Genomic DNA, 13,480 nt, shown 5'->3' with positions numbered 1-13,480 from the left:
AGATCGTGCGCGGCCGGTATCAAGTTCGCCGCATGGCGGCACACGCGATGCCTTCGGGAGGACTTTCGATGGAAATCACCGCGCTCGGCTATATCGGAATCGAGTCGTCGCAGCTCGACCAGTGGGGCCGGATGGCGACGGAACTGCTCGGCATGCAGCAGGTCGACCGTGGCGGCAGGATGCGAGCCTTCCGGATGGACGACCGCAAGCAGCGACTGATCGTGGACGGCAGCAGCGATGCCGGGCTTGCCGTGATGGGGTGGGAAGTTCCGTCAAGCGCAGAGCTCGACCGCCTCGCCGGCCGGCTCGAAAGCCACGGCGTGAAGGTGACGCCTGGATCGCGCGCGCTTGCCGCTGAGCGGCATGTCACCGAGCTGATCTCGTTCGCCGATCCGGCGGGCAATCGGCTCGAGGCCTTCTGCAAGCCCGAGCTTGCCAACGAGCCCTTCAGGCCGGGCCGGCCGATCTCGGGCTTTCGCACCGGCGCGCTGGGCATGGGGCACGTCGTGCTCAACGTGGAGAATGTCGAGCTGCTCCTGCCGTTCTACCGCGACGTGCTCGGCTTTCACGTCTCCGATTTCGGATTGAAGCCCTATGGGCTGTACTTCTTCCACGTCAACGGCCGCCACCACAGCTTTGCGATGGTCGGCTCCGGGCGCAAAGCGATGCATCATTTCATGGTCGAGCTCGGCAGCCTCGACGATGTCGGTCAGGGCTACGATCTGGCGCAGCTGGACGAGGGGCGCGTCGCCTACACGCTGGGCCGCCATACCAACGATCACATGACGTCCTTTTACGTGAACACGCCCTCCGGCTTCTTCATCGAATATGGCTGGGGCGCGCGCGTGATCGATCCCGAGACCTGGCAGCCGCACGAGACCTTCGACGGGCCGTCGCTGTGGGGCCATGAGCGGCTCCACATGCCGGAAGAGCAGCGCAAGCGATTGCGCGACATGCGGCTGGATGCAGCCGCGCGCGGCGTGCGTGTCGCCGATCCGCGCGTGCCGCCGCTGAACTGCGCGTGGCTGGACCAGGTGGTCGCGCGCGAATGATCGTGGCCACGTGCGGCGGCTGAATGATCAGGTCTCGCCGAGATCGGGCTCGGTCAGCAGGCCCTGGCGGAGCGCGAGGCGGACCAGCTCGATGTCGGAGCCGACGCCGAGCTTGTCCTTGATCAGCGAATGCAGGTTCGCCACCGTCTTGGGGCTGACGTGGAGCGTCGCGGCGATCTCGTCCGTCGTCTTCTCGGCGAGCAGCAGCCGCAAGACCTCGAACTCGCGGGCGGTGAGGACGTCGGCGGCCGAGCTTTCGCCGCCGAGCCGGCTCAGCGCGAGCTCGTGGTCGATGTCGGGGCTGATGGCGATCTTGCCGGCGAGCACATCCATCACGGCCTGCACCAGCGTTTCCGGCGGGCTTGTCTTGGTGACGTAGCCCCTGGCACCGGCGCGGATCGCCTGCACGGCGAAGCCCGCATTCTGGTGCATGGTGAAGATGAGGATCCTGGCGCCCTTGTCCCATTGCCTGATCCGCCTGACAGCCTCGATGCCGCCGATGCCGGGCATGCTGAGATCCATGATGACTAGATCGGGCGACTCGGATTTGTACAGCCGGTAGGCCTCGGCGCCGTCGGCCGCCTCGGCGATGACGCGCAGGCCCGGCTGCTTCTGGAGCACGGAGCGATAACCCTCGCGGACGACGGAATGGTCGTCGACCAGCAGGATCGACGCATCGGCCGCGCTCATGCCGCGTGCTCCAGCACCTGCGGCCCGGTGGCGGCGAGCGGAATGACGACGCGCAGCGCCGAGCCGCCGTTGGGGCCGACCTCAAAGCTCATCCGGCCGCGCAAGGCCGCCACGCGCTCGCGCATGCCGAGCAGGCCCATGCCTGACTTGCTCGAGGCATCGCCGGGCCGGCCGTCGTCCTCGATGGCCAGCGCGATCTCCTCTCCGGCCACCGTCAAATGGACGCCGACCCTGGTGGCGCCGGCATGCTTGGCGGCATTCGTGAGCGCCTCCTGCACGATGCGATAGAGATTGGCGCTGATCGCGGCGGGCAGGGTCTCGAACGCGCCGTCGAACTGGATCGTGAAGCGCGTCTCGCCGCGGCTGCGGCCGTTCCAGCCGGCGACGAGGCCTTCCAGGCTCGCAACGAGGCCGAGCTCCTCGACGTCGGGCGGCCGCAGCCGGAACAGCGCGCCGCGCAGCGTCTCCATCATGCCGGTCGCGGTGCGCGCGATGCCGTCGCATTCCGACAGCAAAGCCGGGCAGTCCTGCGCCGCGGTGAGGCGGGCAGAGGAGGCCAGCGCGCGGATGGCGGCCAGCGATTGACCGAACTCGTCGTGCAGCTCGCGGGCGAGATGGCGGCGCTCGTCGTCCTGCAGTGCGATCAGCTTGCGGGTCAGCTCGTTGCGTTCGGCCAGCGCGGTGTCGAGGCTTTCGGCGAGATGGTTGAAGCCGTCGCGGATCGCGGACAGTTCGGCGAGATCGAACGGCGGCAGCCGCGCCGTGAGGTCGTTGGCCGCGATCCGGTCGAGGCCGGTGCAGATCAGGCGAGTCGGGCGCAGCGCGCGCGCCAGCGCGGCGTAGACCAGGAGGCACAACAGCGGCAGCGCGATCGCAAGCGCGATCGTCAGACGGCCGGCGTCGTGCCAGGCCTCCGCCGTCCGCACCGCCGGATCGACCGACACCACGATCTCGCCGAGCCTGGCGCCGCGCACCGTCACGGGCCGTGCCGCCTCGCGGCCCGGATCGAACAGGCTGCGATAGAAGGCCGCGAAGGCCTGCGGTGGCGGGCTCTCCGGGGCCGGAGCACCGCTGCAGAACCGCTGGAGCATCTCGCCGCTCGCACCGCGGAATGCCAAACACAAGCCGGGTGTCATGACATAGGCCGCGACGGGGTCAAGGTTGGGAAAGTCCGAGCGCGCACCGGCCACCCATTGGATTTTGCCTTGCTGCAGCTCCAGCGACTTCGCCACGATCGCGGCGACGCCGTCGATGCGGGCATGGGCGTCGCGGTCGGCGGCGATCAGAAAATAGGCGGAGATGACGGCGAAGCAGGCCGCGGTTATGGCGGCCACGCGCAACGTCAGACGGACCTTGAGATCGAATCTCGGGCGGTTCCACATCGGGGCACCTTGCGCGAACGGATTTGTCGCCTCGGCATTAAACGGCAGAACGCCGTTCGCGGAAAGCGCCGGGGGCTACCGCAGTGCAACGTCGTGAAATTTTCCCGGACCTCGCCGGGACGGTCCCCGTTGCAAGGGCTCGGGCTGGCCGCCGAGATTTACCGATCGCGCCAACTGCGAGGCCCGCTCATGCACGTCCCCCGGTCGATCCTTGCTGCCGTTCTCCTGCTCGTCCTGCCTTGCTCGCCAGCTGCCGCGGAGGCCGTCATTGGCGTTGCCATGGAGGACTTCAGTTATACCGACACGTCGGGCGAGCCGACCAACCAGATTGCGGCCCACGAACGGCGCCTTCAGGCGTTCATGGCCGCGCTCAGGCGGGATATCGGCGAGGGTGGGCGCTATCGGCTGGGCCCGTCCGCCCAGGACGGGGCCGCGTTCAAGGTCATCGGCGGCATCCAGAAGACCAGCACGCTGGTGCAATGGGCCAAGGTCGCGGTGATCGACGTCGGCGCCAAGAGGCTCGTGATGGACAAGCTCTACAGCTTCCGCGGCGACAATGATGAAGCCTGGGAGCGCGCCGAGATCTTCGTCTCGCGCGAGGTCATGGCTGCGCTGGCAAGCCCTGCGCCGGTGGCGCTGGCGGTGTTCGAGTTCGAGCTCGAGGATACGACTGCAGCCTCGGCGGGCGCGTCGGCTGCCTCGGACGCATCGCACCTCGCGGAGGTCACCGGCGCCGTGCGCGAGGCGCTCGGCCAATCCGGCCGTTACCGCATCGTCGATGTCGGCCGCGAGGCGGCGACGGCGGGAGGCTTGCGCGACTGCGGCGGCTGCGAGGCGGCAATGGCGAAGAAGCTCGGCGCGGATCAATCGCTGATCGGCGTGGTGCGGCGGGTCAGCCGCACCGAATACACGCTCGGCTTCCAGCTGCGCGACGCCGGCTCCGGCGCGGTGCTGGCGCGCGGCGACAGCGGCCTGCGCCTCGGCGCGGATTATTCCTGGAAGCGCGGCGCGGTTCGGCTGGTCAGCGACCGGCTGATCGACAGCCAGCAGGCTGCCGAAGGGATCAGAAAGTAAGCTGCACCTTCATCGATCGCGAGCGGTCGCTGGCGAGCTCGAAAGCGGCGACCGCGTTCTCGAACGGCATGGTGGCCGTGATCAGCGGCTTGACGTCGATCAGGCCTTCGCCCATCAGGCGCACCGCCAGCTCGAACTCGGGGTCGAAGCGGAAGGTGCCGCGCAGCTGCAATTCCTTGGCGACGATGGAATTGATCGGCAGCGTCATCTCGCCGCCGAGGCCGAGCTGCACCAGCGTGGCGCCCGGCCTCAGCACGTCGAGCGCGGTCCGCAGCGCCGCCTGGTTGCCGGAGGCTTCGAACAATGTGTCGAACACGCCCTTGCCGGCGCGCCAGGGATCGAGCGCGGTGGCATCGGCCGCAACGTTGATGGCGTGACTGGCGCCGAGCTTTCGCGCAACCGCAAGCGGCGCCTCGGCGACGTCGGTCACCACGATCTCGGCGGCGCCGCCGAAGCGCGACACCAGGATCATCAACGCGCCGATCGGGCCGCAGCCGGTGATCAGCACGCGCTTGCCGAGCAGGGGGCCAGCCTGCTTGCCGGCATGAAGGCACACTGCCAGCGGCTCGGCGACCGCAGCTTCCGCGAGCGAGAGCTTGTCCGCGATCGGTACGGCTTGCGCGGCGTCGACGGTGATGAACTCACGGAAACCGCCTTGCACGTGCGGAAAACGCATCGCGCTGCCGAGGAAGCGCATGTCGAGGCATTGGTTACGCATACCCTCCTGGCAATGCAGGCACTGCCCGCACGGTCTGCTCGGATTGACCGCAACGCGCGTGCCAGGCTTCACGCCGGTGACGCCGTCACCGACGGCGGCGACGACGCCGGCGATCTCATGCCCCAGCGCCATCGGCTGCTGGATGCGGACGACGCCGAAGCCGCCGTGATGGTAGTAATGCAAATCGGAGCCGCAGATGCCGCCATTGGCGATCTTGACGCGGACCTCGCCGGGGCCGGGCGCCGGATCGGGATAATTGTCGATCCGCAGGTCTTTCGGGGCGTGGATGACGACGGCGCGCATGGTTGCTTCCCTGTTCGCGATTACATCGCGGCGATCATGCCGCCATCGACATAGATGATCTGGCCGTTGACGTAGGTGGAGGCGTCCGACGCCAGGAAGATCGCGGCGCCCACCAGCTCGTCCGGCCTGCCCCAGCGCTTGGAGGGGATGCGGCCCATCAGCCAATTGTTGAAATCGGCGTTGTTGACCAGCGCCTCGTTCATGTCGGTCAGCATGTAGCCGGGGCCGATCGCATTGGCCTGGATGCCGTGCTGGGCCCATTCCACCGCCATCGAGCGGGTCAGGTTCCTGATGCCGCCCTTGGCCGCGGTGTAGGGCGCGATGGTGGGGCGGGCGAGCTCACTGCCGAGCGAGCCGATATTGATGATCTTGCCGTGCTTGCGCGGGATCATGCGCTTGGCCGCCTCGCGGCCGATCACGAAGGCGCTGGTGAGATTGGTCTCGATCACCTTGCGCCATTCGTCGGTGGTGAACTCGACCAGCGGCTTGCGGTGCTGGATGCCGGCATTGTTGACGAGGATGTCGACCGCGATGCCCTTTTTGTCGAAGTCGTTGAACGCGGCGAGGATGGCGGGCTCGTCGGTGACGTTGAACGCGGCGCCTTCGGCCTGATGGCCGGCGGCGCGGAATTCGGCGACGGCCTGCTCGACTCGCCTGGGGTCGACGCCGTTGATGATGATCCTGGCGCCGGCCTTGGCCATGCCCTCGGCGATGGCGCGGCCGAGACCGCGGGACGAGCCGGTCACGAGCGCGGTGCGGCCGGAGAGATCGAACAGGGAAGTGCTCATGTCGAGAGGTCCTTAGACGTTGCAGCGGCGCACGGTGAGATCGGAGCGGTCGAATACGGCGGGCAGAAGGTCGACACCGAGGCCGGGACCTTCCATCGGATAGACGAAACCGTCCCTGATGTCAGGCATCGTGGTGACGAGCTCATTGTACCAGCCATTGTAGAAGGCGCGCACCGATTCCTGGATCAGCGTGTTGGGCTGGCTGAACGACATGTGGATAGCGGCGATGAAGCCGATCGGGCCGATGCAATCGTGCGGCGCGAAGGGCCGGTGATAGGTCTCGGCCATGGCGGCGATCTTGCGGCCCTCGGTGAGGCCGCCGGTCCAGCACAGATCGGCCATCACCACGTGCATGGCGTCGCGGTCGAGCATGTCCTTGTACGGGAAGCGCGAGCCCAGCGTCTCGCTGGCGCAGACCCAGACCGGCGACTACGGACCCAGGAAGACCGGATCGATTCCCGTGCCATGGCCGAGCAGGCCGATCGCCTGAAGCTGGGCGGAGTGGAGGTCGATCTCCACGATGGCGAACAGGGTGAACAACACCAATGCAGAGATGACCAGCAGGGGGTGGGCGGTCTCGGCGCCGCTCTCGCTCGATGCGGTAAAGCTCCGGATCGCGCGGCGCAGAAGGGAGCTCAGCGGCAACGCCTTCGATTGGATCGGCATGATGAACCTTCCTTGCCGCGCGAGCATCTGATTTGCGCGACGTTGAATTCTTAGCCACGGCGTCGCCACCGGCATTGACGCACCGCAAATAGCTGCACTTCTTTTCGAAAGCTTCGTTCAGCCCGCCTTACCTGATGGCCGCCGCCAAGGCGGCGATCAACGCGGGCGGCGTCACCAGGAGGCCGAGCTTGAGGAACGGCCAGGCGCCGACCTCGATCTTTTCCCGGCGGAGCGCGACCAGCCAGAGGATGGTGGCGAGCGATCCGGTCACCGACAGGTTGGGGCCGAGGTCGACGCCGATCAGGATGGCGCTGATAACAGGTGCGGGCAAATGGTCGCTGGCGGCGACCGAGCCGGCGACGAGGCCGACCGGCAGGTTGTTGGCGATGTTGTCGGCGAGCGCGGTCGCGATGCCGACGCTCCAGGCCGCCTGGGGGACCGATTGCGCCACCGCCTGGTGCAGCAGCGCGCTGAGCTGCGCGATCACGCCGGTCCTGATCAGCGCCTCCACCATGACGAAGAGCCCCCCGACCAGCGGCAGCACGCTCCAGGACACGCCCCGCAGTACCGGCAAGGGCGACTGCCGGCTGAGCAGCAGCACGATCGCGGCCGTCACGCCGCCGCAGATGAAGGTCGGCAGGCCCAGTTGCTTGTCCAGCGCCGACGCCGTGACCAGCACGACGCCGATCGCGACGATGCCGACAGCCGTCAGCTTGCCGCCGCGGCCGAGCTTGGGATGCGGCACGCTGCGGGCGATCGTCTCTTCCTTCAGCGCGCGGTGCTGGGTTAGGCGCAGGACCACGTAAGTGAGCAGGATCGAGGCCGCCGAGGGCAGGGCGAACAGGCGCAGCCATTCGGTCAGGTGCGGCATGCGCGCGCCGAACACGACGAGATTGGCCGGGTTGGAGATCGGCAGCACGAAGCTCGCGGCATTGGCGATGAAGGCGCAGACGAACAGATAGGGCAGCGGTTTTGCGCCGGCCGCGCGCGTCGCGGCATAGACGGCGGGCGTCAGCACGATCGCGGTGGCGTCGTTGGAGAGCAGCACCGTCACCAGCGTGCCGACGAGATAGATCAGCAGGAACAGCCGCTGCGGCGAGCCGGCGGCATATTCCACCGCGAGCGCAGCGAGATAGTCGAACAGGCCCTCGAGCCGCGCCAGTTCAGCGATCAGCATCATGCCGATCAGGAAGAGATAGACGTCGAGGCCTTTCTCGATGCCGGTGAGCGCGTCCTGCCATGGCAGCAGGCCTGATAGCACCAGCGCGCTCGCGCCGATCACGGCCCAGACCGCCTCCGGCAGGCGAAACGGGCGGATGATGACGCAAGCGGTCGCGACGACGATGATGCTCCAGGCCCAGATGGCGTCAGACGGCACGGTTCAGTTCTCGAATGAGGATGGATTCATTCGGCAGCGATAACCGATGCCGGCGCCGCTGTCTTCCCCCGCGGGCGCGGATCGCCGCCGCCGCTTTGCCGCGTCTCGGGCAAGGCGAGGAGGCAGATCACGGCGCCGATCGCCGCCACGGCGCCGAGCGTGATGAATGCCGCGCTGTAACCGGCACTGACCACGACGAGGCCCGCCAGCGTCGTGGACAGCGCCGCGCCAATGCTCTGGGCCGTGATGACGGCGCCCTGTGCGACGTTGAAGCGGCCGGTGTTTCGCATGAGGTCGGCGACGATGACGGGAAATATTGCCCCGAAAATGCCGGCGCCGACGCCATCCAGCAGCTGCACGCCGACCAGCCAGAATGGATTGTCGGACAGCGTATAGAGCGCACCGCGGATCGGCAGGATCAACAATGCGGCAAGGAAGAACCGCTTGTGCCCCCAGCGGTCGGCCCGTGCGCCGACCAGCATCGCGAACGGCACCATCACCACTTGTGCCGCAACGATGCACGCCGACATCAGGCTGGTGCCGAGGTTCTTGTCCTGGAGCGCGAGCTTTTGCCCGACCAGCGGCAGCATCGCCGCGTTGGAGAGGTGAAACAGGGCGACGCAGACCGCGAAGATGAGCAGCGGGCGGCAGGTCAGGAGCACGCCAAGGCCCGAGGGTCGCTCGGGTGCGCTGTCGATAGGAGAGTGGTGCAGTCCGCGCGCCAGATCGTGGTCGATGGCCCGTTCGGGGATCGCCAGGATGCTGACGAGGCTCGCGATCGCCATGGCGCCGAGAAGGTAGAACACGACGGTCGGTCCGAACCAGTAGGCGGTGAGGCCGGCGATGCCCGCCGCGACCGCGTTGCCGGCATGGTTGAAAGTCTCGTTGCGGCCGATGCGCCGGGTAAACGCGGCATGCCCGAAGATGCCGAGCGAGACGGCGGCGACCGCCGGCGGGAAGACCACGGCGGCGGCTTGCGCGATGCCTTGCGAGATCATCACCGGCAGGAGGCTGGGGAACAACGGCAGCGAGAGCGAGGCGAGCGTCACCAGAATTGCGGCGGCCGCCATCACCAGCCGCTTCGCCCGTGTGGCGTCGACCAGTGCGCCGGCCGGCGTCTGCGCGACGATGCCGGCAAGCGTTGCGATCGACATCACGAGGCCGATGCGAGCCTCGTTCCAATGCTGCTCGGTGAGAAGATAGACCGCGAGATAGGGGCCGAGCCCGTCGCGGACGTCGGCGAGGAAGAAATTGGCCGCGTCCAGCGCGCGTCCGGCACGCCTCGTCTCGTCGGGATTTTCGCTGGACATCGGTTTCTCGATCGTCGTTGTGTGGATCGCGACCCGCCAGACACTCGACTGTCGTCCCGGACAGGCGCGAGCGCAGATCCGGGATCCATAGCCACAGGATGAAGTTGGGCGAAGATTGTCGGCTGCCAGCTCACGCGACAACGTCCGTCTGGGAGTATGGGTCCCGGATCGGCGCGCGCATTTTGCGCGCTTGTCCGGGACGACGGCGCGTTCTTGGTTCACATTCACCGCGCAACGGATAGCTTCTCCGTGATCGCCTTGCGCAGGATGCGCGACAGCGATTCGACCGAATACGGCTTCTGGATCAGTTCGAAACCGCGATGGGCGTTTTCAGCGAGCACGTTGCTGTAGCCGGAGGTGAGCACCACGGGCAGGCCGGGATAGCGCTCGCGGATGATGCCGGCGAGCTCGACGCCGTTCATGCCGGGCATGATGACGTCGGAGAAGACGAGGTCGACGGCGAATTCGTTCTCGCCGAGGATGGCGAGGGCCGCGTTGGCGTTGGCGACGCGGCGGACGACATAGCCGAGATCTTCGAGCAGCTCGGTCGAGAACTGGCCGACATCGTCATTGTCCTCGACCACGAGCACGCGGTAGCCGCGCCCGGTGGTGGCGGCCTCATGGGTCAGCGCCGCGGCTTCCTTCTCGGCGACAGGGCGATGGGCCTGCGGCAGGTAGATGGTGAAGGTCGCGCCCTTGCCTTGCGTGCTCGTCACCGCGATGTCGCCCTCGGACTGCTTCGCGAAGCCGAAGGCCTGGCTGAGGCCGAGGCCGGTGCCCTTGCCGACCTCCTTGGTTGTGAAGAATGGCTCGAAGATCGATTCGAGATGCTCCGGCGCGATGCCGCTGCCGGTGTCGGCGACGGAGATGGCGACGTAGTCGCCGCTGCGCGCAGACTGCGCGCGCAAGCCGGGGATGCCAGCGACCTTGCGCACGGCGATGGTGAGGCGGCCTTCGCCGTCCATGGCATCGCGGGCGTTGATGGCGAGGTTGATCAGCGCGGTTTCGAACTGGGCGATGTCGGCGACGGTGAAGCAGTCGGCGTCGTCGATCTCCACCACGATGTCGATCCGGCCGCCGACCAGCGGCCGGACCAGTTGCGCGACGGCCTCGACCTGGGTGCCGACGTTGAAGATCTGGGGTTTCAGCGGCTGCCGACGCGCAAATGCCAAGAGCTGCGCGGTCAGCTTGGAGGCGCGTTCCACCGTCTCGGAGATGGCATCGACATAGCGGCGGCGACGCTCTTCCGGCAGCTCGCGGCGGCGCAGGAAATCGGTGGCCGAGCGGATGATGGTGAGGAGGTTGTTGAAGTCGTGCGCGACGCCGCCGGTGAGCTGGCCGATCGCCTCCATCTTCTGGGACTGCCGCAAGGCTTCCTCGCCGCGGCGGCGCTCGGTGATGTCGACGGCCTCGGGCACCGCGCCGGTGATCTTGCCGTGACGGTCGAGCACGGGGCGCATGCTGAAGTCGAAATCGCGCTCGCCGATGGGAAGGCGCAGGCGCATCTCGAGCCGCACCGCTTCGCCCTTGAGCACGGCGTGGAAAGCCTCGCGCACGGCGGCGCTCATGCCGTCGGTGCCGGTGAACCAGGGCGTGTCCCAGAACGGCTTTCCGATCACGTCCGCGGCGCTCGCCCTGATGCCGTCGAGCGCGGTGCGGTTGGCATAGAGCAATTCGCCCTCGAGATTGACCAGGCCCTGATATTGGTTGCTGGTGGCCAGGATGGCGCGGAGCCGGGACTCGTTGGACTCGAGCTCGGCAGTGCGCTCGGCGATGCGCTGTTCCAGCGTCTCGTTGAGTTGTCGCAGCTCGATCTCGGCCTGCTTGGCGACGGTGATGTCGTGGGCCACGCCGATGAAGCCGATATGCTTGCCGGTGGGGTCCCAGCGCGGCTGCGATTCCGAGCGCAGCCAGCGCCATTCGCCGCTGGCGTTCCTGTAGCGCGCTTCCAGCACGAAGGGCTTGAGCGACGCTTCGCCCTGGACGGATTGCTGCAGCACGTGCGGCAGGTCGTCGGGATGCAGCACCTTGCGCCAGTCGAAGTCGATGGCCTGGTCGTAGGGCAGGCCGACGAAGTCGACATAGGCCTGGTTGGCGAAGGAGCGCTTGCGGTCGAGCTTGGTCACCCAGATCGGCACCGGCGCGCTGTCGGCGATCAGGCGGAAGCGCTCCTCGCTCTCGCGCAGGGTCTCGCGGGCGAGCATCTGGTCGGTGATGTCGATATGGGCACCGACGAGGCGGAGGGCGCGGCCATCCTTGTCGCGTTCGATCTTGGCGACGACCCGGATCCAGCGGGTCTCGCCGTCATTGGGGCGGATGATGCGGTATTCGGCGGTGTAATCTTCGCTGGTGCCGGCGAGCGTATCGATGAAGTGCTTGACGGCGGCGTCGCGGTCGTCGGGATGGAGACGATTGACCCAATCCTCGTGCGATTCCTCGGCCGCTTCCGGTGGCAGGCCGTGGATGATCAGATACTCGGGTGAACGGCGATTCTTGAAGCCCTCGCGGAAGTCGACCTCGACGCCCCCGACCTTGCCGATGCGCTGGACGCGCGCCAGCTCGGCCTCGCGCTCCTGGAGTGCGCGATAGGCATTGTCGCGCTCGCGCGCGACGTCTTCGAGGTGTTGGCGCAGCCTCTCGGCGGCGATGGTCTCGGGCAAGGGATCGTTCAAGGCATCGGCCGTTGTCATGCGGGAGCGCACATGCCGGAGCGATATTCACACAGACGGAGCGTGATGGCCATTGCTACGAGGCAGCGCCTCGCGGGAAAATGTGACTTGCGCGGACCGGAAGGACTGCGTCATGCCAATGCCCAATCTGGCAATTTGTTCCAGAGACTGGAACGATCGGCCGGCGGACGCGTCGTCGCGAGGCGCAATGAGCAGCTTCCATGAAGCTCTCCTTTCCAAAGAGGCTAAATCTTGAAGCTCTTTCTCTGCCAGGCCTGCGGCAACGTGCTGTATTTCGAAAATCGCGCCTGCGAACGCTGCGGCCATCAGGTCGCGTTCCTGCCGGAGCAGGAGACGATGTCGGCGATCGAGCCGGACGGCGAGGCCTGGAGGATGCTGGCCAGCAAGGGCGAGAGCCGGATGCTGTGCCGGAACGCCGAATACGACGCCTGCAACTGGCTTACCGACGCGGGCGATGCCACCGGCTATTGCCGCGCCTGCCGCCACAACGGGATGGTGCCGAACCTCTCGGATCCGGCCCAGCTCGCCGGCTGGCGCGAGCTGGAGGTGGCGAAACACCGTCTGTTCTATTCCCTGATCCGCTGGAAGCTGCCGCTCCGGACGCGGCAGGAGGATCCCGAGCATGGGCTGATCTTCAATTTCCTCGCCGACGATCCAAACAGCGGCGAGAGGATCCTGACCGGCCACGACAACGGTCTGATCACGATCGCGCTCACCGAAGCCGATACCATCGAGCGCGAGCGGCGCAGGCTCGAGATGGGCGAGCCGTACCGCACGCTGCTCGGGCATTTCCGCCACGAGGTCGGGCACTATTTCTGGGACGTGCTGGTGCAGGGCGGCGGCAAGCTCGAGGAATGCCGCGCGGTGTTCGGTGATGATTCCATCGATTACGGCCAGGCCCTGCAGCGCCATTATGCCGAAGGCCCGCCGCCGGACTGGCAGCAGACCTACGTCTCAGCCTACGCCACCACCCATCCCTGGGAAGACTTCGCCGAGACCTGGGCGCACTATGTCCACATCGTGGATGCCCTGGAGATGGCCGGTGAGTTCGGCATGGAGGTGCGCCCCAAGGTCGACCGCGACGGGGAGTTGACGGCGCGCATCCGCTTCAACCCCTACGAGGCCAGGGATGTCGAGGCGCTGGTTGGCGCGTGGCTGCCCTTCACCTTCGCCATGAACAGCGTCAACCGCGCCATGGGCCTGCGCGACCTGTATCCCTTCATCCTGTCGCCTGCCGTGGTCGGCAAGCTCGGCTTCATCCACGGCCTGGTCCGGGACGTGGCCAAGTCTGTCGCCAAGTCTGTCGCCAAGTCTGCGTCCAACTCCGCGTCCGGGTCCGGGAAGGCGTAGGGTATCTGGGGGGCTCGCCAGCCCCCGTTCCCCGCCGGCATCGGTCTTGCGCTGGTACGCCAGGGGGCCGGATTTTGAC

11 protein-coding genes and 1 pseudogene are annotated in these 13,480 nt (G+C 67.2%); 3 read left to right on the top strand and 9 right to left on the bottom strand.

What is annotated here, in order from left to right:
- Window positions 1–68: 68 nt before the first annotated feature.
- Window positions 69–1,052, top strand: a complete 984-nt coding sequence (locus K410_RS0122310) for a VOC family protein (protein WP_028136936.1) — start codon at window positions 69–71, stop codon at window positions 1,050–1,052.
- Between the two features lie 27 nt (window positions 1,053–1,079).
- On the opposite strand, the gene K410_RS0122305 is transcribed toward K410_RS0122310, so the two are convergent.
- Window positions 1,080–1,742 carry a response regulator gene (locus tag K410_RS0122305; protein ID WP_028136935.1) on the bottom strand — a complete coding sequence of 221 codons (663 nt, stop codon included), beginning with the start codon at window positions 1,740–1,742 and terminating at the stop codon, window positions 1,080–1,082.
- On the bottom strand, window positions 1,739–3,124 hold the full coding sequence (locus tag K410_RS0122300) for a sensor histidine kinase (protein ID WP_028136934.1): 1,386 nt from the start codon (window positions 3,122–3,124) through the stop codon (window positions 1,739–1,741). The genes K410_RS0122305 and K410_RS0122300 overlap by 4 nt, the downstream gene beginning before the upstream one ends.
- A 189-nt stretch (window positions 3,125–3,313) precedes the next feature.
- On the opposite strand from K410_RS0122300, the gene K410_RS0122295 reads away from it, so the two are divergent.
- The gene (locus tag K410_RS0122295) at window positions 3,314–4,198 is read left to right on the top strand and encodes a DUF3280 domain-containing protein (protein WP_049820160.1); all 885 of its coding nucleotides are present in this window, start codon (window positions 3,314–3,316) and stop codon (window positions 4,196–4,198) included.
- Here the strand turns inward: K410_RS0122295 and K410_RS0122290 are convergent.
- From K410_RS0122290 to K410_RS0122260, 7 genes and pseudogenes are all read right to left on the bottom strand, one after another.
- On the bottom strand, window positions 4,188–5,219 hold the full coding sequence (locus tag K410_RS0122290) for an L-idonate 5-dehydrogenase (RefSeq protein WP_028136932.1): 1,032 nt from the start codon (window positions 5,217–5,219) through the stop codon (window positions 4,188–4,190). The two genes, K410_RS0122295 and K410_RS0122290, sit on opposite strands and share 11 nt — an antisense overlap.
- A gap of 20 nt (window positions 5,220–5,239) precedes the next feature.
- Window positions 5,240–6,007 (bottom strand): glucose 1-dehydrogenase, encoded by a 768-nt coding sequence (locus K410_RS0122285; RefSeq protein ID WP_028136931.1) that lies wholly within the window; start codon window positions 6,005–6,007, stop codon window positions 5,240–5,242.
- A gap of 12 nt (window positions 6,008–6,019) precedes the next feature.
- Window positions 6,020–6,430: pseudogene (locus K410_RS0122280) on the bottom strand (enolase C-terminal domain-like protein); the annotation flags it as partial.
- A 6-nt stretch (window positions 6,431–6,436) separates the two neighbouring features.
- Window positions 6,437–6,673, bottom strand: coding sequence for a hypothetical protein (locus K410_RS0122275; RefSeq protein ID WP_028136929.1), 237 nt, complete (start codon window positions 6,671–6,673; stop codon window positions 6,437–6,439).
- Between the two features lie 127 nt (window positions 6,674–6,800).
- Window positions 6,801–8,051 carry an arsenic transporter gene (locus K410_RS0122270; protein WP_028136928.1) on the bottom strand — a complete coding sequence of 417 codons (1,251 nt, stop codon included), beginning with the start codon at window positions 8,049–8,051 and terminating at the stop codon, window positions 6,801–6,803.
- A gap of 26 nt (window positions 8,052–8,077) precedes the next feature.
- Window positions 8,078–9,361, bottom strand: a complete 1,284-nt coding sequence (locus K410_RS0122265; protein ID WP_028136927.1) for an MFS transporter — start codon at window positions 9,359–9,361, stop codon at window positions 8,078–8,080.
- Between the two features lie 224 nt (window positions 9,362–9,585).
- Window positions 9,586–12,063, bottom strand: a complete 2,478-nt coding sequence (locus K410_RS0122260; protein ID WP_028136926.1) for a hybrid sensor histidine kinase/response regulator — start codon at window positions 12,061–12,063, stop codon at window positions 9,586–9,588.
- Between the two features lie 219 nt (window positions 12,064–12,282).
- On the opposite strand from K410_RS0122260, the gene K410_RS0122255 reads away from it, so the two are divergent.
- On the top strand, window positions 12,283–13,401 hold the full coding sequence (locus K410_RS0122255) for a zinc-binding metallopeptidase family protein (RefSeq protein WP_028136925.1): 1,119 nt from the start codon (window positions 12,283–12,285) through the stop codon (window positions 13,399–13,401).
- The last annotated feature ends 79 nt before the right edge of the window (window positions 13,402–13,480 follow it).

The organism is Bradyrhizobium sp. 22, assembly GCF_000482425.1.
Lineage (GTDB): Bacteria > Pseudomonadota > Alphaproteobacteria > Rhizobiales > Xanthobacteraceae > Bradyrhizobium > Bradyrhizobium japonicum_B.
The sequence above is the reverse complement of the archived record's forward strand: the minus strand, read 5'-3'. Positions and strand labels throughout refer to the sequence as shown.

Coding starts and splice junctions, on each gene's coding strand:
- K410_RS0122310 (WP_028136936.1), top strand. CDS start 69: ATGGAAATCACCGCGCTCGGCTATATCGGAATCGAGTCGTCGCAGCTC.
- K410_RS0122285 (WP_028136931.1), bottom strand. CDS start 6,007: ATGAGCACTTCCCTGTTCGATCTCTCCGGCCGCACCGCGCTCGTGACC.
- K410_RS0122305 (WP_028136935.1), bottom strand. CDS start 1,742: ATGAGCGCGGCCGATGCGTCGATCCTGCTGGTCGACGACCATTCCGTC.
- K410_RS0122290 (WP_028136932.1), bottom strand. CDS start 5,219: ATGCGCGCCGTCGTCATCCACGCCCCGAAAGACCTGCGGATCGACAAT.
- K410_RS0122275 (WP_028136929.1), bottom strand. CDS start 6,673: ATGCCGATCCAATCGAAGGCGTTGCCGCTGAGCTCCCTTCTGCGCCGC.
- K410_RS0122295 (WP_049820160.1), top strand. CDS start 3,314: ATGCACGTCCCCCGGTCGATCCTTGCTGCCGTTCTCCTGCTCGTCCTG.
- K410_RS0122265 (WP_028136927.1), bottom strand. CDS start 9,361: ATGTCCAGCGAAAATCCCGACGAGACGAGGCGTGCCGGACGCGCGCTG.
- K410_RS0122300 (WP_028136934.1), bottom strand. CDS start 3,124: ATGTGGAACCGCCCGAGATTCGATCTCAAGGTCCGTCTGACGTTGCGC.